The 25,978-nt window shown below is 42.5% G+C and carries 26 protein-coding genes and 1 riboswitch; of the genes, 17 read left to right on the plus strand and 9 right to left on the minus strand.

Going from position 1 to position 25,978, the window contains the following annotated elements; genetic code table 11:
- Positions 1-39 precede the first annotated feature (39 nt).
- Genes NZ952_04155 through NZ952_04165 form a run of 3 tightly spaced genes read right to left on the minus strand, consistent with a single transcriptional unit; the run spans position 40 to position 2,485 of the window.
- Entirely contained in the window at positions 40-825 is a 786-nt protein-coding gene (locus tag NZ952_04155) for an energy-coupling factor transporter transmembrane protein EcfT (GenBank protein ID MCS7120378.1), read from the minus strand.
- Positions 822-1,643 (minus strand): energy-coupling factor ABC transporter ATP-binding protein, encoded by an 822-nt coding sequence (locus NZ952_04160; GenBank protein ID MCS7120379.1) that lies wholly within the window; start codon positions 1,641-1,643, stop codon positions 822-824. Before NZ952_04160 ends, NZ952_04155 begins: the two co-directional genes overlap by 4 nt.
- On the minus strand, positions 1,640-2,485 hold the full coding sequence (locus NZ952_04165; GenBank protein MCS7120380.1) for an ATP-binding cassette domain-containing protein: 846 nt from the start codon (positions 2,483-2,485) through the stop codon (positions 1,640-1,642). The genes NZ952_04160 and NZ952_04165 overlap by 4 nt, the downstream gene beginning before the upstream one ends.
- Positions 2,486-2,676: 191 nt before the next feature.
- Between NZ952_04165 and NZ952_04170 the strand changes: the two genes are divergently transcribed.
- The 3 genes from NZ952_04170 (at position 2,677) to iolB (ending at position 6,858) form a co-directional block, all read left to right on the plus strand.
- A complete protein-coding gene (locus NZ952_04170; GenBank protein ID MCS7120381.1) occupies positions 2,677-3,669 on the plus strand; it encodes an MBL fold metallo-hydrolase in 993 nt (330 codons plus the stop codon).
- Between the two features lie 121 nt (positions 3,670-3,790).
- Positions 3,791-5,968 (plus strand): hypothetical protein, encoded by a 2,178-nt coding sequence (locus NZ952_04175; protein ID MCS7120382.1) that lies wholly within the window; start codon positions 3,791-3,793, stop codon positions 5,966-5,968.
- A 38-nt stretch (positions 5,969-6,006) separates the two neighbouring features.
- Positions 6,007-6,858 (plus strand): 5-deoxy-glucuronate isomerase, encoded by an 852-nt coding sequence (iolB, locus tag NZ952_04180; GenBank protein MCS7120383.1) that lies wholly within the window; start codon positions 6,007-6,009, stop codon positions 6,856-6,858.
- A gap of 25 nt (positions 6,859-6,883) precedes the next feature.
- Here iolB and NZ952_04185 read toward each other — a convergent pair whose 3' ends face one another.
- The 3 genes from NZ952_04185 to NZ952_04195 are packed head-to-tail and all read right to left on the minus strand — an operon-like array spanning position 6,884 to position 8,549.
- Positions 6,884-7,888 carry a DHH family phosphoesterase gene (locus NZ952_04185; protein ID MCS7120384.1) on the minus strand — a complete coding sequence of 335 codons (1,005 nt, stop codon included), beginning with the start codon at positions 7,886-7,888 and terminating at the stop codon, positions 6,884-6,886.
- A complete protein-coding gene (locus tag NZ952_04190) occupies positions 7,861-8,172 on the minus strand; it encodes a DUF3194 domain-containing protein (protein ID MCS7120385.1) in 312 nt (103 codons plus the stop codon). The genes NZ952_04185 and NZ952_04190 overlap by 28 nt, the downstream gene beginning before the upstream one ends.
- Positions 8,173-8,186: 14 nt before the next feature.
- On the minus strand, positions 8,187-8,549 hold the full coding sequence (locus NZ952_04195; protein ID MCS7120386.1) for a prefoldin subunit beta: 363 nt from the start codon (positions 8,547-8,549) through the stop codon (positions 8,187-8,189).
- 178 nt (positions 8,550-8,727) lie between these two features.
- Between NZ952_04195 and NZ952_04200 the strand changes: the two genes are divergently transcribed.
- On the plus strand, positions 8,728-10,539 hold the full coding sequence (locus NZ952_04200; protein ID MCS7120387.1) for a DNA topoisomerase I: 1,812 nt from the start codon (positions 8,728-8,730) through the stop codon (positions 10,537-10,539).
- Here the strand turns inward: NZ952_04200 and NZ952_04205 are convergent.
- The gene (locus tag NZ952_04205; GenBank protein MCS7120388.1) at positions 10,512-11,870 is read right to left on the minus strand and encodes a tRNA(Ile)(2)-agmatinylcytidine synthase; all 1,359 of its coding nucleotides are present in this window, start codon (positions 11,868-11,870) and stop codon (positions 10,512-10,514) included. The genes NZ952_04200 and NZ952_04205 overlap by 28 nt on opposite strands.
- A gap of 130 nt (positions 11,871-12,000) precedes the next feature.
- Positions 12,001-12,073, plus strand: a riboswitch (Fluoride riboswitch).
- A 118-nt stretch (positions 12,074-12,191) separates the two neighbouring features.
- Here NZ952_04205 and NZ952_04210 point away from each other — a divergent pair.
- The 3 genes from NZ952_04210 to NZ952_04220 are packed head-to-tail and all read left to right on the plus strand — an operon-like array spanning position 12,192 to position 13,640.
- Entirely contained in the window at positions 12,192-12,563 is a 372-nt protein-coding gene (locus NZ952_04210) for a hypothetical protein (GenBank protein MCS7120389.1), read from the plus strand.
- The gene (locus NZ952_04215; GenBank protein MCS7120390.1) at positions 12,563-12,976 is read left to right on the plus strand and encodes a hypothetical protein; all 414 of its coding nucleotides are present in this window, start codon (positions 12,563-12,565) and stop codon (positions 12,974-12,976) included. Before NZ952_04210 ends, NZ952_04215 begins: the two co-directional genes overlap by 1 nt.
- Positions 12,969-13,640: a hypothetical protein gene (locus NZ952_04220; GenBank protein MCS7120391.1), complete on the plus strand. Its 672-nt coding sequence runs from the start codon at positions 12,969-12,971 to the stop codon at positions 13,638-13,640. Before NZ952_04215 ends, NZ952_04220 begins: the two co-directional genes overlap by 8 nt.
- A 181-nt stretch (positions 13,641-13,821) precedes the next feature.
- Here the strand turns inward: NZ952_04220 and NZ952_04225 are convergent, their stop codons facing one another.
- The gene (locus tag NZ952_04225) at positions 13,822-14,070 is read right to left on the minus strand and encodes an Lrp/AsnC ligand binding domain-containing protein (protein MCS7120392.1); all 249 of its coding nucleotides are present in this window, start codon (positions 14,068-14,070) and stop codon (positions 13,822-13,824) included.
- Between the two features lie 180 nt (positions 14,071-14,250).
- Between NZ952_04225 and NZ952_04230 the strand changes: the two genes are divergently transcribed.
- From NZ952_04230 to NZ952_04240, 3 genes are read left to right on the plus strand one after another with little or no spacing between them, the layout of a single operon-like run.
- The gene (locus NZ952_04230; GenBank protein ID MCS7120393.1) at positions 14,251-14,967 is read left to right on the plus strand and encodes a hypothetical protein; all 717 of its coding nucleotides are present in this window, start codon (positions 14,251-14,253) and stop codon (positions 14,965-14,967) included.
- A 23-nt stretch (positions 14,968-14,990) separates the two neighbouring features.
- Complete coding sequence (locus NZ952_04235) at positions 14,991-16,532, plus strand: NAD(P)H-hydrate dehydratase (GenBank protein MCS7120394.1); 1,542 nt, start codon at positions 14,991-14,993, stop codon at positions 16,530-16,532.
- A 41-nt stretch (positions 16,533-16,573) separates the two neighbouring features.
- Positions 16,574-17,368 (plus strand): hypothetical protein, encoded by a 795-nt coding sequence (locus NZ952_04240; GenBank protein MCS7120395.1) that lies wholly within the window; start codon positions 16,574-16,576, stop codon positions 17,366-17,368.
- 40 nt (positions 17,369-17,408) lie between these two features.
- Here the strand turns inward: NZ952_04240 and NZ952_04245 are convergent, their stop codons facing one another.
- On the minus strand, positions 17,409-18,614 hold the full coding sequence (locus NZ952_04245; GenBank protein ID MCS7120396.1) for a pyridoxal phosphate-dependent aminotransferase: 1,206 nt from the start codon (positions 18,612-18,614) through the stop codon (positions 17,409-17,411).
- Positions 18,615-18,846: 232 nt separating this feature from the next.
- On the opposite strand from NZ952_04245, the gene NZ952_04250 reads away from it, so the two are divergent.
- The 7 genes from NZ952_04250 (at position 18,847) to NZ952_04280 (ending at position 25,965) form a co-directional block, all read left to right on the plus strand.
- On the plus strand, positions 18,847-19,836 hold the full coding sequence (locus NZ952_04250) for a tRNA 4-thiouridine(8) synthase ThiI (GenBank protein ID MCS7120397.1): 990 nt from the start codon (positions 18,847-18,849) through the stop codon (positions 19,834-19,836).
- A 115-nt stretch (positions 19,837-19,951) separates the two neighbouring features.
- Complete coding sequence (locus NZ952_04255) at positions 19,952-21,316, plus strand: 3-hydroxy-3-methylglutaryl-CoA synthase (protein MCS7120398.1); 1,365 nt, start codon at positions 19,952-19,954, stop codon at positions 21,314-21,316.
- Positions 21,317-21,406: 90 nt separating this feature from the next.
- Positions 21,407-21,952, plus strand: coding sequence for an HDIG domain-containing protein (locus NZ952_04260; protein MCS7120399.1), 546 nt, complete (start codon positions 21,407-21,409; stop codon positions 21,950-21,952).
- Positions 21,953-22,096: 144 nt separating this feature from the next.
- Complete coding sequence (locus NZ952_04265; GenBank protein ID MCS7120400.1) at positions 22,097-22,717, plus strand: hypothetical protein; 621 nt, start codon at positions 22,097-22,099, stop codon at positions 22,715-22,717.
- A gap of 14 nt (positions 22,718-22,731) precedes the next feature.
- Positions 22,732-23,367, plus strand: a complete 636-nt coding sequence (locus NZ952_04270) for a nitroreductase family protein (GenBank protein ID MCS7120401.1) — start codon at positions 22,732-22,734, stop codon at positions 23,365-23,367.
- Complete coding sequence (gene cofD, locus NZ952_04275; GenBank protein MCS7120402.1) at positions 23,352-24,290, plus strand: 2-phospho-L-lactate transferase; 939 nt, start codon at positions 23,352-23,354, stop codon at positions 24,288-24,290. Before NZ952_04270 ends, cofD begins: the two co-directional genes overlap by 16 nt.
- Positions 24,291-24,450: 160 nt before the next feature.
- Positions 24,451-25,965, plus strand: a complete 1,515-nt coding sequence (locus NZ952_04280; GenBank protein ID MCS7120403.1) for an FGGY family carbohydrate kinase — start codon at positions 24,451-24,453, stop codon at positions 25,963-25,965.
- Positions 25,966-25,978: the final 13 nt, after the last annotated feature.

The following is a 25,978-nucleotide window of genomic DNA, read 5'->3' on the forward strand; positions in this document are numbered from 1 at the left end:
ATATCTCGGCAACTATTTTCTATATTGATTAGTAGAGGGTTAGGAAAACATTTGAGAAATCGGAGAGATTTCAACAAAGAAATGCGTGTATAGTGAGACGGTGAGCAGCATAATCGAGAAAAGTGTAAGCGCTACATCTTTCATCCCGATCTTTAACGCATATATATTGGTTCGCTTTCTGCTTGCCCCCCACGCCCTTGATTCCATAGTTTCGGCAAGTTCAAGACTTCTTCTTATCGAGTTCACGAGCAGCGGCACCAGAATTGGAATATAATTTTTAATCCTTTTGACAAAGTTGCCTCCTTCAAGTTCAAGCCCCCTTGCCTTCTGCGCATCCACAATTGTCTGCGCTTCTTCTGCTAAAACCGGAACAAAGCGGACCGCCGTCGTAAATGCAAAGCATATGTCGTATGGGAAACCGCTTTGCTCAAGTGCCAAACCAAGTAGGTCGGGTGATGTTGTTAGGAAGAAAATCGAGAACGTTTCGACCAGCACGAGAAAACGTACTGTCATCGTAACTGATCTCTCAACAATGTATGCAACTGATGAGTAATATCCGTAGAAATGAAGTGATAGGAAATTCACAATGAAAATTATGGACGCAAAAAACAAGGCACCCCGCATGGAACGTGTCCATTCCCTCCCGACTCCTGCTACAACAACAAATGGAATCTGCATAAGAAAGATTACTAAAAGCGGGATTAAATTATTAAAGATAATAGCAACAGTAAAAGTCACGCAGATATAGAAGAATTTGACCCGTGGATCCAGCCGATGAACCGGGGATGAAACACTTCTGAATTTAAACCCGTCGAAAATGCTCAAACCTTTTCACCTATGGCCCTTGAGAGTATGTCAACTGCCTCGTAAAGGTCGATAACATTCTTTGGAAAGCCAAGGTCTGAAAGCTTGATGAATACTTGTGTGATCTCTGGAAGAGCCACAGAGGCTTCGGTAAGCAGTTCAGAATTTGTCAGAATCTCCTGGGCGGCTCCATCACCGATCACCCTGCCATTAGACATAAGAATAATCCTAGGTTTGCATTCTGCCACAAACTCCACATCATGAGACACTATTATAACCGTCTTCTCTTGTTTATTCAGTTCAAAAATAAACTCTTTAAGGCTCTCCTTCTGCTGGCTGTCTTGACCTATAGTTGGTTCATCTATAATTATAATTTTTGGATCCCACGCTAAAACGGAAGCCAAAGCTAACCTTTTCCTTTCACCACCACTAAGCATAAAGGGCGAGGCTTTTCGATACTGCGCTAGATCTAAGAGATCCAACACCCAATTAATCCTTTCTTGCACTGTCCTTTCATCGAACCCGAAATTCCTTAACGCAAACGCTATCTCCTCCTCTACAGTCTCACTGAATAACTGATGATCTGGATTCTGAAAGACCAGACCCACATTCCGAGATAGCGCAGCCACACTGACCTGCCTAGTATCAACTCCATCAACAATAACTTTTCCTTTCGTCGGCTTTAAGAGTCCATTAATATGCTTTACAAGCGTCGTCTTGCCAGCTCCATTTTGCCCCATAATCGCCACAAACTCTCCGTCAAGTATTTCAAGTGTTATGCCCCTTAACGCTTCAACCCCGTTAGGATACCTGAAATGTAAGTCCTCAATTTCAATCATCTTTTAAGAACCTCCAAAATTGATTGATAGACTTCCTCGGGACTAAGTGGAACCTTACCTAGGTCGAAACCCTTCGCTCTAAGAGACTCGAAAAGTCTAACAATCTTAGGTACGCCAACACCTACAAGTCTCAATTCTTCAGCTGTGAAGACTTTTCTGGGGTCCCCATCCATAACCACTTTACCATTATTCATAACTACTACGCGGTTTACATACTTTGCCGTCATATCAAGCCTATGCTCAACAAGGATAATCGTTATTCCCAAATCCTTGTTCAGTTTATTTATCACCTCAAATATCTGTCTAGCGCCCAGCGGATCTAGGAAACTCGTCGGCTCATCCAAGACTATGATTTCAGGCCGCATCGCCAATACCGAGGCGATTGCTACTCTTTGCTGTTGCCCCCCCGAAAGCTCAAATGGTGGACGATTTTTAAGATCATATACGCCTGTAATCCTCATCGCCCAATCGATCCTTTCACGAATTTCATCCCTCGGGTAACCGAGGTTCTCGAGACCAAATGCAACATCTTTTTCAACCGTTAGGGCGAATAGTTGATTTTCAGGGTTCTGAAACACCATACCAACATGCCGGGCTAGTTCACATACTGGATGATCCTTGACCCGAAGACCTGCAACCACTATTTCCCCTTCAAGTCTCCCTCGGTAGAAATGGGGTATCAAACCGTTGAGACATCGACAGAATGTAGTTTTTCCGCATCCACTAGGGCCCGTTAAGAGTACAAACTCTCCTCTCTCAATCTTCAGATTTATATCTTCAAATGCTGGCCTACTCCCCGTGGGATACGTGTAAGTCAGTTCTTTAGTCTCTATTAGAGCCAAAACTCTTTAGCCACCTTTTTTGGCCTTACCTTAACTTTTTTGGAAGATACTTGGCCAGAAATACTTAAACAAATCGTTTAGATAATACAAACCTCCGCAACCCGTATAATGAGAAAGTTTGAAGAACTATTGCAATTTAAAAGAAACTCTAATCAATACGATCATCATATTAATCCTGGGCGGAGCTTGCCTTGAGAATTTCATGGAGAGATGGAATCCATCTACAGTATAAAAATGTCGAAATGCTGCTTGACCCAATTATAAACATATGCAACCGAGCTCCAGTCTTTATTTCCCACGGTCACCATGACCATTCATTTGCCTTCAGGCTGAAAAATGCTTTAAAGTTCTCATCTATAGAAACGATGCATCTGGTCTCTGCTTTTGGGGCTAAAATTGAAAACTGGCAGCGGCTAACCCTTCACAAAAAAGTTATGATCGACGACATTGAAGTGATCCCAAGAAACTCTGGCCATGTTTTAGGGTCATATGAGTTCGAGATATGCTCGCCTGATGGAAGCATACTCTTCACTGGCGACTTTAACACTGAGTACACAAAAACTATGAGGCCAGCTGAACCCGTCCACTGCGATGTATTAATTCTTGAGGCAACCTTCGGTTCGCCGAGCTTTACTTTCCCTCCGAAAGAGAAAGTGGCAAATGAGATGGTTACTTGGGCTAAAAATATGATTAGAGAGGGAAAATGCCCGACCTTTCAAACGGATCCGCTTGGAAACGCTCAGGAAGTGACACGAATCTTCAATGAGGCCGGTATCCCGGTTGTAACACATTGGAAAGTAACACGTGTAAGCGATATTTATAGATCCTATGGTTATAAGTTGGAGTATGTAGACGAAAAGTCAGAGGATGCTAAAGAGATTATTGAGACCAAAAACTTTGTGTTTATAACCCCTAAAAATTATAATGTCAGAAATCGACGGGAATATGTCCCAGCGCTTGTTTCAGGCTGGGCTGTGTTTGCTAGGCGCGAAGCATTCCCCCTAAGCGATCACGCAGACTTCCCGAATCTTATAAAATTTGTCGAAGAATGCAAACCTAAAGTTTTGCTTACTTGCCATGGCGAGAAGTATGATGAATGCTTCGCTCGTTACGTAGAAAGTAAACTCAAGATAAGGGCTTATCCAATCCATTTAATTCCCACCTATATTACCCGTGAAGGATAGCGGCCTCTAATGATCTGAAGTAGACCGTTAATATCTGCAGCCATTTGAAACCGATAGGTTTAAGTTCTATGGACACCGTCTAAATAAAAAATATTGTAAACTATGGAGCGAATCTAAGGAAATGAGTAACATAGAGAAAATCATCTTTTCAAGCCAGCCTGAAGACCTTGAGTTTCCACCCCCCAGCTTAGATCATAGCCACCATGTCGTCTACCTCACATTGAAAGGTCACACCAGGCTAGCTGCAGACCATCTACTCCATCAGGAGATGCGTGGAAGACTAGTAGAAACTTTGCAAAACGTGGTCCGCCAATTGAATTTTGTCTTTAACGTTAGTTTGCTAAACGGCTTCAATGAGAGGGAGATCTTGATCTGCGGAAGGGCTTATGATACGCTTCTGAATATGGCTCTAAACTTTTACGGTTTTGAAAGAAAAATCGTTGGTTTCTCGGAGAAGGAGGTGGATGAAGCCTTAGAAATCATAGTTAGGACATTAGAAGATTGGGAAAGGCTTGAGAGAGAGGAACTCTTTAATGGCAAAGAAGCATTGATTGCAAGGACTGTTGTTAAAGAAAACCTTAATGAAATGGAGAGGGTGATGCAGAAGGTCTATAGACCTCCTGGTGCAATGGTTGCTTACATTGCTAAGGAGATTGAGAAAAAAATAGATGAAAAAAATATTCTGAAATCCTTTCTAGAAGCGGCAAAGGAGAGTATTAGGAGCAATATCTATTACAAGGCTTCAGAGTTAGGTATCTGCAAGTTTGGGAACGATTATGCTTTAGGGCTCAGATGGCTCAGGCACTTGGGATTCGTGCAAGTATCAACGAATCCGTCTTTGGCGGCAATCGCCTATGATGATGATCCAAGCCAATGGGAGGGATACAAGGGTGAAAACTTGTGCGTAGACTTCAAAACGATACTTAGGCTTCATCCTGAATTGATGAAAAATCCTGGCGAAAGAGGAGATGAACTCGCAGCATATGCAACTGAAGTGAGTATATGGAGGAACTTGACAGTTTTTAGACCTATTGCGATCGCTTCTGGCATGCTTCACGGCATGATCAGCTTACAATTAAACCCTCTCGTAGCAGATAGCTATGAGAAAAGTATGCAATACGCCCTCAAGTTCTACTCGGATGCCGAGGAATTTCTGAAGAAGTATGACGCTTACCTTTTATGGGGATACTCGAATTATCTTGAGAGAGGAAGACCTAACATTGTATTCAAGGTTGCCGGGAGCTCACCTGCTGCGATAGAAATAACTAGAAAACTTGAAAGTCTGGGAATAGGAACAAATAATACAGTGACATTCACAGTGTCACAGGAAGTAGAACTCATATTGGCTAAAATAGACGGCAGAGCGGAAGCCATCAGAAAGGGGATCCCGCTCACAACCGTTTACGAAACTAATATGGGTGGAAGACTCGACGACCACATCCGCGAAGTACAAGCTGAAAAAATCATTCTTGAAGGGCTAAAGAAATCAAAAGACCGAGAAGAATCCCTGCGAAAACTTGCAGAGGCGCTGAATGCATGGAACGAGATAAAAGACCTACCAACAATTGAGGAAAAAGTTGTTGCACTTAGCAGCCGAAAATACCTAAACCCAATAAACAAAGAACCTTTGATCAAGTTCCTAGCCGAGAACGGCATTTTCTCCACTAAAATAGAGGAAGTTAAGAGAGAGTTAGATATGCTTGAGAATGACATTGAATATTGCGGCATCCTAGTAACCAAGAGGGTGTATGAAATATTCTTTTCCTCTACCAATAGACCCAAGTGGATCAAATATATACAGGCCCGTTACGGACTAACGAAAGAGCAAGCTGAAATGGTGATTGGAAGAATTGATGTCTTACCAGCTTCAAAGAGACACCCAAAGGAAACCCTACTTACCTTCGCAGATAAAAACATGACTCACACAGAATTTCCAAATCATCAGATGAATGTATTGAATGTCAGCCTTAGTCCAGATTTCAATATTGAAAAGTTTCGTGAATCCGTTAATATGGATGTTGATCCCAAAATTTTGGAAAGATTAACCAGTAAGTGGGGTGATATAAGAGATGAGTTCATTCGAGCTTATGAGTTAACGCCATCCCAACTATCAATACTTGAGACGGTCGGAATACTGAATCCTAAGAGATATGGCGAGAGAGGTGTTCCCCCTGAAGAATGGTCTATTTTCGGTTCAACAGTAAAGACAATGAAGGAATTCTCCTCAAGCTACGAGTTATTTAAGAAAAGGTGCATCGAGTTCGCAAAGAAGTTTTCCTCAGAGATTGGAATAAGATAAACTCTCTATAACTGACCAGTATCACAAAGGTGGAAAAATTGCAATCTCATATTTATAAGGCAAAGAAGATGCGAAAAGGATATACAAATATTGTTGGTCCTCAAAACTCTGAACTGAGATACATAGAGTTTGGCATATTGTTTCTGCCTGAGGTAGGTGACAAGTTCGAGGGTAGAACAGAAAGTAACGAGGTAGTCCTCACAATCTTTACTGGGAAATGTTCAATTCAAGCATGGAGGAATTCCTTTAACATTGACTTTCGAAGCATAGGCGAAAGAAGCGATGTTTTCTCTGGAAGAGCAACGGCTGTTTACCTTCCACCCAAAACAGAATATAGTGTAGTAGCTGAAACACCGAGATTAGAGATTGGAGTTTCCGGGGCCAGGAGTAGTATAGAAGGTGTACCCACATTAGTTAAGCCGGTGGATGTTATAGAAAGGACTGTCGGAGCATTGAATTGGACAAGAAAAGTATACACGATAATAGGAGAGAATGTGAAGGCTGAGAGAATTCTCGTTGGGGAGACTATTAATCCTCCGGGAAACTGGTCCAGTTGCCCACCGCACAAGCATGACAGAAAAACTTTTGAAGAAGCCCCGCTGGAAGAGGTCTACTTCTATAAGATCAAACCTGAACAGGGATTTGGTCTACAAAGAATCTATAGCTCACCTGAAGATGATGAACCTTTCGATGTGGTTTATGTTGTGGAGAACAATGATACAATAGTTATCCCGCGAGGATACCATCCGGTTGCGGCTGCACCTGGCTACCGCTTATATTATCTTTGGACGCTTGCTGGGGATGAGAGAAGATACGGTGCCTGGACCGATGACCCCAAGCATAGCTGGCTTAGAAAGCATGAGCTAATGTTGCGTGAATTCTTAACATAAGGTTTAATAGTAGAATTTGGCGTTATCACTGTTCACTCAGTCTTTCTCTTATAATTTTCGCCGCCTCTTTCACCACATTTTCAAAGTTCCCGACACAATTAACCCCTGCAGCTGTAGAATGCCCCCCTCCCATACCATTTAAACATTCGCCGAGTGGTTTAGCCAAGTCTCTGCCAAGGTGGAATCCTGTTTCTTTATAAAATTGTTGATCAGATCGAATGCTAATCTGCAAAGTTCCCTTCTTTTGACCAGCAACTATCGCCACATGCGCGCCCATATCCACAAGAGCCCTAGAGGCTGAAGCTTGATAAGAACGAACATGAGAGAAGACTATAAGCCATTTTCCAAGTCGCATCAATTCAAGTCTTTTACAAGCTTTCAAACGTGCAATACGTTCAGATATGTCCATTTTAACAGAGAGTCTTGAAAGGACTTCTCGTGCATCGACGCCAACGTCAACAAGGTCAGCTATTATCTTAAAAGTACTTGAATTTGCCAGAGTGAAATGCTTAGTGTCAAACGCTATTCCTAGAATGAGCGCTTCCGCCTCGGTTTTCGAGGGCTTAATACCCAGGCTTTTGAAGAATGTGTATATTATTTCGCATGTTGATGATGATTTTTCATCCGATACTATTAGGGCTGCAATTTTCTCAGTCTCATGGTGAATTGCATGATGATCAATGACGATAAGAGGAGATTTTGATTCTTTAATTTTTTCTTTCCATCCTCCCAGCTGCTGAATCGTATTCGTATCCACCATTATAATAAGGTCCACGAGCTCGAGATCGAATTCTTCAGCCTCTAGTTCAACATAATTGATAGGTATGAAGTTGCATACCTCTTTTGACAGTTTGCTTACGCCTTCTGGACAGACAATCTGGATATTAGCCCCTTCAATCAGCCGCCTCAACAACTGTGAAAACACGTACGCTGAACATATGGCATCTGGATCGGCATTCTGATGGCAGAGAATTATAATTGACTCAACTTTGGATTTACCAATCAGGGACTTGATGTCTTGAATTGACATCCCATCTTCCTCAAGTATTTCTCCACGGCTGCGAATGCGGCTCCCGTGGATTCGTTGACCAATCTTTTAACATCTATCCCTTTACAAAGCGGCGAGAGTGTTAACTCCACCTCCACTTCAATGTTTAAGTCTTCTACTTTATCGATGTCAACCGAAACAGTTAGGTCGGAAATGTTATTCGCGGGTATTTTGGATAGAATGGCTCTTCGAGCGGCTTCCTCCGCTACCTCGGATATTTTCTCTAAATCCTCTTGAGTTAGCTCCGATACATTTGAATCGGCCAAGCACTTTCACCGATTCACGCGGGAGATAGTGGGCGCAGGTCTTTCTGTAGTTTTTCTGAGAGCTCTTTTATTTGGCTTCTTAGCCGCTCCTCCTGTTTTCCTAGAACGGATATTCTCATATTGGCTAACTCTTTTCTTTCGTTAAGATCTGTAATGACCTTTGCTTTCTCAGTCCTTATAAGTAATGAGCCGGCAGATTTATACACGATACCATCATCTGATATTTTTTCAAGTTCGGACAGAGCCTGATCAATCTCCAGAAGCTCAATCTCAAGTTGTTGTTTTTGAGTCAAAATATTCTGGAGCGTCTGCTGTAGTTGCTGAAGTCTGAGTAGTCTCTCTTGAACGGCAGGCGGCAATTTGACTTCTTCACTCATATCTCCAACATCCTTTAATCTATTGCTTCAATAGAGAATTCTGTCAAACGTTGATGTTATATATTATGCTTTTGGATGAACATTTACTTTACTAAGAACTAAGGCAACGAATCTCGAATCGGAATACATATCTTCACCAGACCCCACCAAATTCGAGTATAAAATGGATGGACGCTCGATGAGACAGCTAATACACAACGGAGTCCTGGTTCCAAGGTACATTCCCAGAAATCTATCAATTAAGATACAGGGCAAAATAATTACTCTCAATCCGCAGCAAGAGGAAATGGCCGTTGCATGGGCAAAGAAACTTGGCACAAAATACGCTAAAGACCGCACGTTCGTTAAGAATTTCTTCAAAGACTTCTGTAGAGCTCTGGGAGTAACGGCAAGGCTAAAACCTGAGGCTTTTGATTTTTCGCCAATTCTTGAATTTATTGAGAATGAGAGGAATCTTAAAGCAAACCTTTCGAAAGAGGAAAGAAAAAGATTGACTGAAGAGGCGAAAATTATTGCTGAAGCAAACAAGGAGAGGTATGGATACGCGATCGTTGACGGTGTGAAAATTGAGATAGGCAACTATAGAGTTGAGCCCTCTAGTATTTTTCTAGGTCGTGGAAAACATCCTCTGCGCGGAAGATGGAAGGAGGGACCCAAAGAAGAAGATATTGAGTTGAATTTATCTCCAGACGCCCCAGTACCACCTGGAAATTGGAAAAGAATCATTTGGCAGCCTAATGCTTTGTGGATAGCAAGATGGCGAGATAAACTTTCTGGAAAGATGAAGTATGTTTGGATTTCGGAGAGCACTACACTTAAACAGATGAAGGACATTGAGAAGTTTGAGAAGGCGAGGGAACTTAGGCAAAATCTTCATCTTGTTAAGGAGCACATATGGAAAAATCTTAACTCAAACGACATAAGACGTAGAAAGACCGCCACGGTCTGTTTTCTCATAGATTTTCTAAAGATAAGAGTTGGCGACGAGAAAGATCCGGATGAAGCGGACACTGTCGGCGCATCAACACTTCGACCAGAGCACATAACATTCGGCAGTGGTAATCGAGTCATCATTAACTTTCTTGGCAAAGATTCCGTCCCCCACGTTTTCAACATTGAACTCCCAGACATAATTATCAGAAACCTAAAAGAATTCTGCCAGAACGCTAAGTCATCACTCTTTGAAGGTGTTAATTCAGAGCGTGTGAGCGAATTCCTGGACGAGGTCATACCTGGACTGTCAGCAAAGGTTTTTCGAACGTGCTATGCAACAGCAGCCGTAGAGGATACGCTTTACAGCGCACAAGTTAAGCTGGAAGATCCAGATTACATCAAAAAATATATCGCCACGATGGCAAACTTGGAAGCAGCAAAAGTATGTAATCATAAACGTACACTTCCAAGAGGATGGAGCGCCTCTTTAAAGAAAAAGATGATGGACTTAAAAAATAAAACGGAGATTGCACGAGATAAGCAAAAAAAGATTGAAGAGAAGATCGCAAAGGAAAAAAATAGGTTCTCGGAAACCCTAAAGAAATTTTATGAGAGAATAGAGGCGAGAAAGAATAGAATAAATCTTTTAAAGCAAAGGCTGGATTCATTAAAAGCAAACGTGAGATATAATAAGACGAATTCGAGACGAATTAGACTGGAAAGAAAAGCTATCAATTCTTATAAAGATAAAATTATAAAACTAAGAAAAAAGCATAGAGAGCGAATTCAAAAGCTTAGAGAAAAATTAAAAGAAGAAAAAGAGAAAAGTTCCAGAGTTCTAGAGAAGATGAGACTCCAGATAGACTCCAAGAAGAAAACTGGCACTTATAATCTGGGCACCTCGCTTAGAAGCTATATCGACCCAAGAATCTACTATGAATGGGGTAAAAGGGTTGGTTATGACTGGAAGCTATACTATCCTAAATCATTACAGAAGAAATTTTCGTGGGTTGAGCTAGGTATCCGAACTCAGCCACTAGATGTACCTACGCCGTAAAAACTGTCGATGGGAATTGGCTTACCCAAAAATTCTGGAGGTCCACACTTTTCTAGGTTATATCTACTTAAGGGCTTTGTAAGGTGCCTTTGAGATCGAGGTGAGGTAACATATATTCCCAGCTCTAATGATCTCTTAGCTTCCTCAGCAATCTTCTCAAGTCTCTTTCCGTGAAGCCCGCATTTCTTGCATTCGAAACCTTGACCTCTTCCCATAGACTTCATTCTCTTTCCACATCTTGGGCATAAAGGATTGCAAAGAATAACTTCTGGCGCCAACCGTAGGACATTAATCTTTTCTAAATTTATCGTGAGTGGATTACACGTTGATGCCTTTCGTATTCCGCCGTATACCTCAACGATGTCGCCAACCCTAAGCATCTTTGCTTTCTCTTTAAGATCTCCTGTAGGTTCATAGGCTGCACAATCGATTGTGCCAGTTTGATCTTTAAGTTGGAATATAACGTGACCGCCGGCTATTACGCGCGGTTTACTAGCAACTTCACCTTTTATTATAGCCGGGCAGAAAGGCCTCGCTGAGACAATCGAGCCTATCCTCCTCAAGTGTGCGTCGGTACCTTGATTGGTGCGGAATATGACCCAGCGGTCAATAGGCTCATATGATACAACTAATTCATGACCGCGCCTCACAGCATCTGGGCTTTCACCTCTGATGCCATATAATACAGGATCTGGCCCATGAGGGGTTATGAGAATGCGGCCGGTTTCCTCATCAACGTTATTGAAGGACATTGATCCTAACTCTTTACTCATCAAAAGAACTGATGAAGAGTCAATCATTCTCGGCTTTCCAACATTCTCAGGGGTTCTGTAAGCAATGAACTCATATGTGTAGTCCTTTTTCAACTGTTCACCGATGCTTGCAAGGGCTCCAATAACTCCACGGCCCTCATTAAAACATACGGCCTCAGCCCTATATCGTCTTATTAATTGAAATGCCTCTCTTTTCCTAACTAGTCCTGTAATCGCCATTTCGGCGAAGGTCTCTATCTCGATCGGTACATCCCCCGTAAGGAACACTATTCCAGGGTCTGTTCTAGGATAATGTAGATCTGAGTTCTCCTCCACAGTCTGAATCGCTATCTCCTTTAAATCATCGAGATCCCCTTTGTCGCAAAGGAGTCTTAGGCAGACTGCGCCATTCCCTCTAGTCTTCCATGGAACATTTGGATTTAGTCTGATAAGATTTGGATAATCAAGGAAGGATACGTCTATTCTTCGAAAATTCTCAATCATCAAGGCCGCTACTTTCGTTGTGCACCCTCCTCTAGGCGAGTCAGTGTCGTCCAACCCTATGTGCAGTTTGATCATAGGTTTACATCCTGAATTGTCAGTCTTCTGCTTTATTTCTCCTATTTGTCTTAATCGAAGTAATTATTATTGGGATTTATTATCTCGAAAAAGACGTAAGACTTAAGTGTGTCTTTTCTGACTTTTATCTCTTCACGAAGGTGATGAGGCCCACCTTTAACCGCCTAGACTTAAAGGTCTAGGCTGATGGCTTCTACAAACCTGCAGTATATAATGGTGGGATCATGACCCTCCGATGGTTAATGGAGGATGGCTAATTGATATAAAAAAGGTTATTACATATGTTCTCGAGCGGCAGAATAGCGATGGCGGATACACATTTTGCAGAGGTGCGGAATCAAACGCTCAAGATACATACTATGCTTTAATGATTCTGAAGATGCTGGGAGCCGAACCAAAGATAGGAAGTATACAATCAATTTCTTGCAAAGCCTTCAGCATGAAGATGGAAGCTTTGATTCTATCAGATCCGCCTTTTACGTCGTTTCATCTTTGGCAATTCTAGGAGGTCACCCTATAAGACCGCTCGATAACCTCGTAGAACTTCTTAACATATCAATTGGTAGGATTGAAAATCCAGATATAGACATTGAGGTTATCTCAGAAGTTGAGAATGTCTACCTCGCGGTTGACTTATGTAGAATGCTAGAGGTCTCAATTTTGACCCGAGAAAGATCGTACGCGCCATCTTAATGACTAAGAATGACGACGGAAGCTTCGGCAGCGAAAAACGTTCCATGATTGCCTCAACGCGCTATGCGATCGAGACCCTTAGAAGAATAGGATACAATCAAGTGTCAATGACAGACACCTTGAAGTGGATTAGAGAACGAGAAGTCGCATCCGGGGGATTTGTTATGTTGCCAGGACTCACCCCAATATATCTAGAAGACACTTACTTCGGTGCTAGAGCGCTAACAGCATTGGGTGAAAAACTTATGTATCCAAAAGAGACAGCTGGACTGGTTGCAAAATTTCAAAATCCTAATGGTGGTTTCAGGAGATCAATATTCATCGGAATCTCGGATTTTGAGTCGACATACCAGGCGATATCACTGCTGAAGATGGTCGAAGAATCACCTGGGAGGCCAACAATGATTGAATGAGCTATGTCTTCCAGAATTAGCATTAAAAGTGGTTCTCAGCGGACTATTAAACTCACGGTGGGGCAGATTTAACCGTAGCACAATTGTGAGATTCTTTATTTATGGAAACAACGTTAAAATAGGCATTGGAGAGGGGAACATACACCAATGGGAGATTGACGCACTCAATACATCTCCAATTCGCCGCGAATGGCATAAGATTAAAATGCCCAATATTGTAACCGTTGCTGGAACCAAATTTATCCCAGGAAGCAAAATTTTCGGAATGCCAAGAGAACTAATACCTGTGAGATCGAACGATATAAAAATCTTCATCAGCAACTCCGATAAAATGATCTTTCCAGCCTACCGATGTTTCGACATTGACTTTGGTATGGGACGCGTAATATCAGTAATCAGCCCAAAAACATTGATTAAAGACATTGAAGAAGCTGTCCATCAGACATTGCCGAACAAAAGATATCGAAGGAGAGTAGACAACGTTGAGGTTAATATCGAAACCCTTACCCCTATAATTAATAAAGGATTTGACATAGGCGTTCTTAAGAGGAAAGCGGGTCTCAGTGAATGGAATGAAATAGAAGCTTTACCGGTATTAGGACAACATGATCTACTTGTAATATTGGAAAATCTAGCTAAGAAGCCTTCGGAATCCCTTGTCTAGAATGATTCTCATCTATGTGCCCAATAATGTTTATTATATGGTTTGCAAAAGAATTTTTACAGCCGGATGACGAAAAGGCATTTAATTGATTATAATGAGATGTCAGAGTTAAGCTGACGGCTGTTATTTACTGGAAATAAACACTTTTCCTAGAAGGGAAACTCGGTGGCAGAAATGTTTGTTACTTAGATTTCGTCATAGAGTCTATTACTATCATAGTCAATGTGGACCTGACTTTATTAAGGCGCCTTATGCGCCATGTCACTATATCCTTCAACTTCTCCATTGATTCAGCACTAACCTTTGCAATTACATCATAGACCCCATAGACGCTATAAGCTTCCTCGACGCCCTCCACTTTTTTCAACTCATTCAAAACCTCGCCCTCCGAACCAATCTCCGTATTTATCAGAACAAAAGCTATGGGCATAGCTCTCTCCCCCTTTATCCTTTAACCTCTTTGTAATAATGTTTTTCATGTGCCTTTTTAAAAATTTCCATTCACTACGGTTATAGATCTTCTCAACTATGCCACTGTGGAGAACGTTAGAAGTTGCTACTTTAAAGATTAATTTATTTATATAACGAAACAATTCATAGTGAGAACAAAATGCTAGTGCTTCCGGAAAAATTAAAAATGCGAATCGTTAAGGTTGAAGAGCGCCGTAAGGATTCTTGGGTTGACATGAGCCTCCGCGCGATGAGGGAGGGCGAAGTACGATTCTATTCGGTCGATGACCCATTAACTGGTAAATGGCTCTTCAAGGTTTGCTCGGACTCCAAAGTGAAAAGGGTAACTGTAAAGGCGCTAAAGTGTCCGCCTGGAAGCGGTTTCGCTCAACTTGAGGGGAGCACAATTCTATTTCAACCAAGCCTCTTAGGTAACAATCTTTACGCCGTAGCCTCCTCTACATATATGGATGGGGAAGGCCGCCTTCGGAAAAGAGTCATCGATAAAATCGAAGACATTCCTGAACCAGCAAGACAATGGCTTAAGATTATTCCATATGAGGAGGCAACTGGAAAGAAAGCCGCGGGAAAAGGTCTCGTCATATTATGTGACGAAAAAGATGAGAAAAGCATGATCATAACGTTCATACTTCTACGTTCATGGACGCTCACGGAGGTTCCGCCGGATGTCGAGTTTAAGAAACTCGACCTACTTGAGATTATAAAGAAACTTGAAAAGGCGCATGTGAATGAGGTATATCAAGCAAGCGGAGAACAATATGGATTGACAGAAGATGAAACTGAAACCTTATTAAGGCTTCTAGAGAAGGATGGTAGGATACGTAGATTTAACGGATATGTAAAGGTGAATCTCTAATACTAGATCGGATGGCTTGCCGAATGGTAAAGGTAAATATAATAACTTCAAAAGAGATGCAAGCGCTGGAGATTAATGCAGAATATTATGGGATTCCAAGAATTCTTCTGATGGAGAATGCGGGGAGAAATGTCGCCCTAGAAGTTGCCTCCAGATTTAAGCCAAGCGATGCAAGGGTAGCCATTTTTTGCGGTTTAGGAGGAAACGGTGGAGATGGCTCTGTTGCCGCCAGGCATCTCGCATGCATGGGATTTAGGACCACGGTGGTGTTAGCCGGACGTTTTCACGACATATCCTGCGAAGAAGCAAAGATCAATTGGCAAGCACTTAAGCCGTTAAAGAGATCCATAACAATTCACGAAGTAGATGATTCATCTCTCATTCCCAACATTGAGGCAGAGGTGGTTATTGACGCTTTACTAGGAACGGGACTCAAGGGTCCGCCGCGACCGCCCATATCCAACATTATACAAATAATCAACAAAATGGATGCATTCAAGGTAGCAGTGGATATACCCAGTGGAGTCGACTCGGAAACTGGGGAGGTCAAGGGCGAAGCAGTAAAAGCAGATTTAACTGTCACCTTTCATAAACTCAAACCGGGAATATTAAGGGCCAAGGAATACACTGGAGACTGCGTAGTTAGGGATATTGGCGTCCCAGAAGAACTTGAAATGTATGCAGGTCCAGGCGATGTCTTTGCAATATCAAAGCCACGTAAACCTGAAGCCCGTAAAGGCGATCATGGAAGGCTTCTAATCATCGGCGGAAGCGAGACATATTCAGGCGCGCCTACACTTGCAGCTTTGGCAGCGCTTAGAACCGGGGTTGACTTAGTGTTTATAGCCGCACCCAGTAAGACTGCATATGCAATCTCGTCAATCTCCCCGGATTTAATCACCATCAAATTGGAAGGCGAGCATCTTAATACAGGGAATATCTCGGTCTTGAGACATCACTTAAACAAGGTAAGTGCAGTGATAATAGGCCCAGGTTTGGGACTACATAAGGAGACTGTGGAAACTGTTAAAGAAATTTTGACCATCGGGGAGGAGAAAAAGATCCCGATTTTACTGGATGCAGATGGATTGAAGGCCTTCGCAGAATTCAAGCATGCACTTAAAACTCCAACAGTATTGACTCCACACACGGGTGAATATGAGATATTAACTGGAAGAAAGATTTTCGGAGACTTGGATGAAAGGGCTAAAGCGGTCCAACAGACGGCTCAAGACCTAGATGCGGTAGTCCTGTTGAAGTCACATGTTGATATAATTTCCGACGGATACAAAACCAAATTCAATTTCACCGGAAATCCGGGAATGACTGTAGGAGGAACAGGCGATGTTCTATCCGGCATAGTTGGAGCCTTCCTTGCGCGAGGGATCCACCCATTCGAGGCGGCAGTTGCCAGTGCTTACATAAATGGCGCAGCTGGTGACTTAGTAGAGGAGGAAAAGGGGCATCACATGACCGCCACGGATTTAATCGAGTACATCCCAAAAGTTATCGACGATCCTATGTGCCATCTGGAGCTGAGAAAAAGAAAAACAAATCCAAGTTAATGACACCCAAACTACAGATCCTGAATGGAGCTGGGATTGAAATGGAATTTGATCTTGTACTTCCAATTACCGTTTTCCTGATACTTATTTCATGCATGCTTGTACATAAGAAACTTCAGAGGAGTGTCTATTCCCTTTTCACCGAAAGAAAATTGGGAATATATGAGGTAATAATTCTAGTAATTTCTTTGGGGGTTATAACATCCGTCATAGCTTACGCGCCTAGTAACACAGTACAAATAACATTTCTTGCTGTCTACTCTTACGTCATGTTTTCACTCGCGTACATCACGTCAAGAAGATGGTATCTAGCCCTGCTATTTCCCACTACATTCTTACTTCTCTATTTGTGCTGCTGGAACTTCCTTATAGCAGACTTCTTCGCAGCGTTCATGGTCATCCTGGTAACTGCTTATATGGGATCACTTTTCTCTTGGAAAACAATCTTAATTTTCGCTACACTCTTAACGGTAATGGACATTATTCAAGTATTCGTAACAGGATTAATGGGGGAGGCCGCGACAAAAATGGTTCTTGTTCTACACTTGCCTGTAGCAGTAGTGCTGCCTACGTTTCCTCGCATGGGCTACATGATGCTTGGTCTAGGGGATATTTTCTTAGCTGGACTATTATCTATTCAAACCTTAAAAGACGGTTGGTTCAAGGGAGCACTAACTGCTGCAGGGATATCTTTTGCAATATTTGTTTTCCAGATATTTGTCTTCAACGTTGAATTTTCGGGCGCTTTTCCGGCAACGATAATCGTGGTTGCAGGATGGATGCTTGGGCTAATGCTTTCACGTACCTTACAGCTCATTCAAAGCAAAATTCATTAGAATTGTATGTAGTGGATATCCGATCAAATTTTGAAAGCCTTTACTTTATTCGATGATCCTCAATGTACTCTTTGATCCTTTTCAGACCTTCTTTGATATTCTCTTCAGAAGTGGCATATGAGAATCTTATATGTTCACCTTCTCCTTCATTCCGATGTCCAAAGTGAATGTCTGAAAGAACTGCAACTCCTGCCTCATAGAGGAGTCTCCTGCGGAGATCCTCTGAGTCTTTCGCTCCAACGATTTTACATGCTTCAGTAACGTTTGGCCATACGTAGAATGCGCCGCCAGGCTTCAGGCATTTTATACCATCTATTGAGTTAAGCCCTCCAACTATAAGGTCCCGTCTCTTCTTGAAACTCATCATCATCTTTCTAGAGTCATCTTGAGGCCCAGTCAATGCTGCTAAAGCAGCATACTGATTGGGATGAGCTGCACATGAATCTGTATTTGTGACCCAACGTGCAAGATGGTCTGCAAGTTTCGGATTAGACGCAAAACCTATCCTCCATCCGGTCATGGCATAAGTCTTCGAAGCCCCGTCCACTATTACCGTCCTTTCCATCATCTCCGGAATTGAGGCGATACTGTAAAATTCGCCGTCGTAAACCATTCTGGAATAGACTTCATCAGAGAAGACCCATAACTTGTCATGATTCAGAACTATCTCAGCAATCTTTTCTAGCGTTTTTTTGTCTAGCACGCTGCCAGTTGGATTGTGAGGAGAATTCAGGATTAAGAGCCTACTGTTCTCATTTATATGGCTCTCTAGATAATCGAGGTCAAAAGCGTAGCCTTTTCTCTCTAATAATGGAAGAGGAACAGGAATAGCTCCATGAGCACGAATCTGCGACTCGTATATTGGAAAACCAGGATTTGGATAGAGTACTTCATGTCCCTTACCATAATCTGTGACGGATAGAATAACGTACCCTATAAAAGGTTTGGCGCCATTTGCTATAACCACCCACTCAGGCTTTACATCAATGTTCCTCGTTTCTGAGAAAAATTCTGCCACAGCTTCTCTCAACTCCGGTATCCCTGCCGACGGAGTATAACCAGTTTTCCCCTCTCTTATAGCCTTAATAGCTCCTTCTTTGATGTATTCGGGCGTGTCAAAGTCCGGTTGTCCGATGCAGAAGTTAACAATGTCATATCCCTTACTAAGTAGGTCATTCACCTCTTTCAAAACTACAAATGCATTCTCTGTGCCGAGGTTACGTGTTCTCTCCGAAATCTCGAGCATAAGCGTCTTCACCTACTCCACAGAATGGTAAGACCTATCTTTGTTTTTTGACCACATCTAATCTAAAAACGTAACTCAAAAATCTTTCGATTAACGTAAGATTAAGCCTATCGTTATCTTAAATGTGAGAAACTATTTTCGGTTCCAAATAAGCAAAGATCGAGTAGAAATTCATTAAAGTGACAGGGGATCCTTTAAATGCTATCATCTGAACAAATGTGGGTGAGGGAATATGAAAAGAAAACCTAAAGCACTTGCACTCTTATCGGGCGGGCTGGATAGTCTTTTGGCAGCAAAGCTGATAATGATCGAGTCTGTGAAAGTTGAAGGCGTCCACTTCATAAATCCATTTTCAGCCGATCCCGATTCATTTTTAGATGAATTTTCTGATGAGACTGGAATAAGGATCCATAAGATACCGTTGGGGAGGGATTTTCTAAATTTGATCATTAATCCACGGCATGGATACGGCAGTCATATGAACCCATGCATCGATTGCAGAATTTTCGCACTTAAGAAGGCTAAGAAATTAATGGAGAAGATTGGTGCGGATTTCATCGTCACCGGGGAGGTTCTGGACGAGAGACCATTCTCTCAGAGAATGGAAGCACTTCTAATGATAGAGAAAGAGGCTGGATTAGAGGGAAAAATTTTGAGACCTCTCTCAGCAAAGCTTCTTCCCATAACAGAGCCAGAAAAGATTGGCTTTGTAAATCGCGAAAGGCTACTGGCTATTAGGGGGAGGAGAAGAGTTGTCCAGATTGAATTGGCAAGAAGGCTTGGAATCAAGAGATACGCCAGCCCTTCAGGCGGCTGTCTACTCACAGATCCGAGATTTTCTGAAAGGTTAAGGGACTACTTGAAATACCGAAGAAGATTGCGTCTAATTGATGTTGAGCTTCTGAAGATTGGACGGCACCTTAGGTTGGGAAAAACAAAGATTATTGTAGGAAGAAACAGAGAGGAAAACCATAGGCTTCTATCAATCGCAAAGAACGAAGGCCTTCTACACATGGAGGTAATAGGCTATCCTGGTCCTATAACGGTAGTAGTTGGAAGATGCAACAAAATGATTATCCAGAAGGCCATCGGAATAACTATTCGTTATTCTGACGCTCCTTCCCATGAGCAAGTGGACGTAAAGATCACTAAGAAGGATAAAGTAGAAATAATGAGGGGACAAGCCTTGGATGATCAAGAGATCAGAAAATATATCATATGACTGAAAACATCTCATTCTATGCAAGACGAAATTAACCTTTTTTCAGTAAGGATTATTAATCCGAAGAGATGTAACAAGTAGTCAACTCCTCATCCAACTTTAAAGGAGACTAGTTATGAAGAGAGTTGGGATTGACGATATCGCGGCTTATGTTCCTAAAATTTACCTTGACACAGAGGAGATGGCAAAAGCTCGAGGCATAGATCCAAACAAGATAACGAAGGGTTTGGGAATAGAAAAACTGGCAATTCCTGATGCTCATGAGGATGCTGCTACCATGGCGGCAATGGCTACGCTAGATCTTATGGTAAAGAATGATCTCAAACCAAGGGATATAGACTTTATCCATGTGGCGACCGAGTCCGGACCTGATGCTGCCAAACCCATTTCATGCTACGTTCAAGGGATGCTTGAACAAATCTATGGAAAAGGAAGCTTTGATCATATTGGCGCGCCTGAAACAAAATTCGCATGCGTCGGAGCAACCTACGCGATTATTGATCGTCTCGCATATATTGCGTCTGGATGGAACAGAGCAAAATATTCCATCGTAGTCGCTACAGATATCGCAAAATATGAGTTGAACTCCTCAGGGGAGCCGACGCAGGGAGCGGCTGCAGTGGCATTACTCCTTAAAGATGATCCTCGTCTGCTTGTATATGAACCGAAATTCACGGGGTTTGGGACAGTTGATGACAAAGACTTCTTTAGGCCAGTCGAAAGAACTACAGCAGTGGTTAATGGTCAGTATTCCATTGGTTGCTATCTGAGGGATATGAGAATAGCGGCTGACGCATATAAAAGGAATATGGTAAGGTATGGAGTCCTTAGGTCCATGAATGACCCAGTAATCGAGAAAATCGATCTTATATCATTTCATTCGCCTTTTCCAAAAATGGTTCAATATGCTTTCGCGACTTTCTTAATACATGATTTACGCAACGCCCCTGTATGGAGGGATATAATTAGCAGAATAGGTTCAGAGCCCAGCCGAGAAGGCATGACCGATGTGGAATATTATATATCAGACGCGCATAAGGAGTTTAGAAAGCGGTTCTCAGCTACAGAAGAATTCACAAAAGCATATGAAGAGAAGGTTGCGAATTCCTTGGTTGCGCTAAGCCAAATAGGAAACTCTTACACCGCATCGGTTTGGCTTGGCGTTGCAAGTCACTTCGAATTGAGTAAAAGCGATCTTGAGGGTAAAAGACTTGGTATAGGTTCGTATGGAAGTGGAAGCAGCGCCATTGTTTGCAGCTTCATCGTCCAATCAGAGTACAAAGATGTGACGAAAAAAATTGGACTTATGGAACAATTAGACAAAAGACAAAAGATAACAATGGAAGTGTATGAAGACCTTCATGAGGGAAGGCTAGGATATGGTGATAGTGTTATCCCTCCTAGAGAAGAGTTTGCATTAGTTGATCTTGGACGAAGCGAGACTGACTACGGCTATAGGTACTATAAGTTTATCAAATAGGCAGACCATATTCTCTCTATTATCATGGCCGAAAGAAACCGTCTCGTTATAATTATCCATTAGGTAGGTAATAGTGTTTAAGTGGTACAGATGCTTCGTGAAGATGCAATCGAGCTGATTAATTCGAAAGTCAAGAACCGGAACGTCCTTCGCCACATGCTTGCAGTTGGAGCCATTATGAAGAATCTGGCAAAATATCTTAACGAAGATGAATATAAATGGGAGTTGACAGGCCTGTTACATGATATAGATTACGAAGAAACATGTGACAATTTCATCATGCATGGAATTGTTGCATGCGAAATGCTGAAGGGCAAGGTCAAAGATGAGATTCTAAGAGCTATAAGAGCGCATAATGAAGCTACTGGCACCATGCCAGAGAGCCTGATGGAAAAGGGCTTGATCGCCGCAGACGCTGTATCCGGGCTACTAATAGCATGCGCGCTCGTAATGCCATCCAAAAATATTCAAGACGTAGATATCAAAACTGTCAAAAAGAAATTCAAGGATAAGGATTTCGCCAGGGGAGCAGACCGTAAAAGAATATCTAAATGTGAGGAACTAGGAATACCGCTAGAGAAGTTTCTTGAAATATCACTTGAAGGATTAAAATCTGCTGAAATGACAAGTCTTTAAAGAAAATACTTAAAGAATTTCAATTTCTCAATATGGTTTAATACCTATGAATGCTTTGTCGAAATCACCCTCATTGACTCATTTTTGAGTAACAACTCTTAAATAGTAAGAATTTAGTCTTTACAACCATAAAGGGCGAAAAGCATGAAGACGAAAACTATAGCCTTTGTCGGTTTAATGGGTGCGCTTGCAAATATTCTATTCATCATATCCTACCATGTTGGACCAATCGTTCCAGGCGTTTCACTTGACCTCTCACACATATCCATATTTGTTGCAAGTATATATGGCGGTCCACTCACGGGTTTATTAACTGGAGTAATAGGAGGAATATTGCCAGGAGTATATTATGGCCCTCTTGGGTCAGGCGGCTGGCTAGGTCTAATCGGATTACCCGTTGGGAAGGCATTATCAGGTTTGACAGCAGGAATATTAAGCAGATCTTTATGGAAACAAAAAAGCGGAAAATCTTTGGTCATTATTCCAATGGTTTTAGCCTCATATGTTCCAGAATGCATCTTTACAATCGTCTATTTTGTTTCGCTACTACCTTTCTTCATCGGAAGGGGCGGGACCGGGTTGCTTGCATTTGTCCTCCCAAAAGCATGGGCAGAAATAATTTTCATAAGTGTCTTTATGGCCGCACTTGCCGGTAACACCGGATTCAATAGTTTCGTAAATTCATTCTTCCTTGACCAAAAATCTGAATCCGGCAAAGAAGTGGAGCGGACAATGCTTAGAAAAAAACTTCCCGTATCCAGCTAAGCGAGAGATAGACATTGACCCAAGAGTTTCTTGAACTCATTAAAACTCGAAGGAGTGTAAGGAGATATACAGAGAAAGATGTGGATTTGAAGTTTTTAAGTAAAGTATTTGAGGCTGCCAGATGGGCTCCTTCAGCTCATAATTCGCAACCTTGGCGTTTCATCATTATAAACGATAGTATGATTAAGAGAAGACTGGCAGAGAGTATGGCGATGGAATGGGATAAAGCATTAATGAGGGATGGAGTACCCTATGAGATTCGCAGATCTCTCATCAAGGATTCCATAGCACGTTTCACTGCCGCCCCAGTATTAATCATTGCTTGCATAACGATGAGCGGCATGGATCATTATCCAGATGAAGAAAGGAAAAGATGCGAGCACATTATGGCAACGCAGAGCTTAGGCGCCGCAATCCAGAATATTCTTCTATTAGCGCATTCCGAGGGTCTGGGATCTTGCTGGTACTGTGCCCCCTTGTTCTCTCAAGATACTGTTAGAAAAGTTTTAGGGATACCTCCAGACGTTGAACCTCAAGCCGTAATCACTATTGGGTATCCGGCTGAATGGCCAACCCCGCCAACTCGAAAGAAATTGGAAGAATTCGTCTTTATCAACTCATGGGGGAGAGGAATGTGCTCACGGCTTTAGCTGGTGGTGTTGGAGCAGCAAAATTCCTAAGGGGATTAGTAGAAGTCGTTCCGAATGAGGATATCACGATCATTGTTAACACCGGCGATGACATAGAATTTCATGGTCTACACATATCACCGGACATCGATATAATAACTTACACTTTAGCTGGTTTGGTTGATGAGTGTAAGGGGTGGGGAATAAATGGCGACACATTCCATTGCTTAGAAATGCTCAAGACATATGGGCATGAGGGGTGGTTTAAGCTTGGCGATCGAGACCTTGCAACACATATACATCGGACGGATATGCTGCGAAGGGGATTCAAACTCTCTGAAGTAACCGCAGACATAAGTAAGAGACTTGGAATAAGAGTTAAGATAATTCCAATGACAGATGACAGATTTGAAACATGGGTGCTTACCGACGCTGGACTGATGCATTTTCAAGAATTCTTAGTTAAGAGAGGATCCGCCGATAGAGTTCTGGATGTGAAGTTTTTTGGTGAAGAAACCGCTCAGCCAGCGCCAGGAGTTATTGAGGCGATCGAAGAGAGTGAAATTATAATTGTTTGCCCAAGCAACCCAATCGTTAGCATTGGAACGATACTATCGTTAAAGGGTGTAAGAGGCGCATTGAAAAAGAGTGAAGGATGCAAGGTTGCCATCAGCCCAATAGTTGGCGGAAGGCCAATTAAAGGTCCCGCCGATAAGCTGATGTCCGGTATAGGGCTGGAGGTTTCGGCATACTCCGTCGCTAAACTCTATGCCGACTTCCTAAATATCTTCGTATTGGATAAGGTTGACGAGAAAGAAAGAACTAGAATTGAAGATCTTGGGGTTAGTGTCGTCGTTACTAACACAATCATGAGGACCCATGAAGATAGAGTGCTGCTTGCCGGGACAGTTCTTAATGAAGCGAAAAAATTTTCGAAAAAGTGATATATGGGGACTATTCTTGGCTCTGGCTATTCGCATCTGGGAAGTCTATGTCTATATTTTGAGCGTAAATTCGTATGAATGTACGTTCCTGCAAGAGATTCTGATGAATACATTTTAAGATCAACAAGGTCCCAATATATGATTAGCGAGGTTGAGGTTGATGGGTGAAGAAGGAGAAGAAAAGTACGTTTTAGTGTTTGATTGCGGATCCACCAATCTGAAGGTTGTAGCCGTAAACGAAAATGGTTGTATCGTCACTTACAGAAGTCTGCCTAATGAGTCTGTGCCGCAGAGCGGCAGCAACCCGGATTGGCTCATATGGGATCTCGATGCCATCTGGCGAAAATTATGCTTATGTGCTAGGGAAGTTTGTAAAGAATTGGGCGGCAAGAATATTGGAGGGGTAATTGTAGCGACGTGGGGTGCGGACGGAGCTCCTGTTAATCGTGATGGATCACTGACTTATCCGCCGATATCTTGGCAATGCAATCGAACTAACTATCTGGTTCGAAAACTTGAAGAGAGAATTTCACCATGGGAGGTTTTTCAGATAACAGGTTACCAGCCCATCTCATTTAACACCCTATATAAAATGATTTGGCTAAGGGAAAATGCCCCGGAGGCTTTGGACGAAGCTTACTGTTGGCTGATGATGCCTGGTCTAATAACGTCAAGGCTAACAGGAGGGTTTCATATAGACCCTACAAGCGCATCCACTACGATGGCTATGAATCTACAGGTAAGAGACTGGTCAGATCTGATGCTGGATCTTGCAGGATTGGACAGGAGCTTTTTTCCAGAATGGTGTGAGCCTGGAGAAATAGTCGGCTACGTAACAGATAAAGCTGAGAGAGACTGCTCAATCCCTTCAGGCGTGCCGGTATTGGCTGGCGGTCATGATACTCAATTTGCGATATTCGGCTCCGGTGCACGTGAAAAGGAGGCTATACTTTCAAGTGGAACATGGGAGATTCTGGGTATCCGCATGGACCGTTATCATCCTACAAGGGAGGCTTTTGAGGAGGGGCTGGTGATCGAGGCTGACGCGCAGGATGGCTTCTGGAATCCTCAGCTACTTATGATGGGATCTGGTGTACTGGAATGGGCAATTGACAAGATTTTCCAGAATCGGAGCGAACAAAAGTATGAAGCAATCATAGCTGAGGCGTCGAGTTCTCTTCCTGGATCTGAGGGCATCCTCTTCTTACCAAGCTTTGTCAAGGAAAGTGGACCTACAAAGAAGTATGGAGTTATGGGTTCAATACTGGGATTAACGTTAAGGTCTTCCCGTAGTCAAATAATCCGCTCAATATTCGAGGGTTTATCGTATCAATTGAGATACGCGTTAGATATACTCCGTGCAACCATGGGCTTGGAAATTGTTGGAATCCGAGTTGTAGGAGGCGGGTCAAAGAATCCTCTGTGGAACCAGATTAGAGCAGACGTTACTGGTTTGCCGATAATCGTCCCAGAGGAGAAGGAATATACCGCTTTGGGCGCTGCAATGCTTGCTTTTCTTGGATTGGAGTGGCACAGTTCAACAGAGCAGTTGCGGGAGACAGTTTCTTCCAAGGAGAAGGTATTTGAACCAGGCGAGAACAGAGACATTTACGAGAGATACTTCGAACGATATTTGGATGCGATTGAGACTCTGAGATATTTCTATCACCACTAGTCGCGGCTGGTTT

This window comes from Candidatus Bathyarchaeota archaeon (assembly GCA_025059045.1).
In the GTDB taxonomy this organism is placed as follows: domain Archaea; phylum Thermoproteota; class Bathyarchaeia; order Bathyarchaeales; family DTEX01; genus JANXEA01.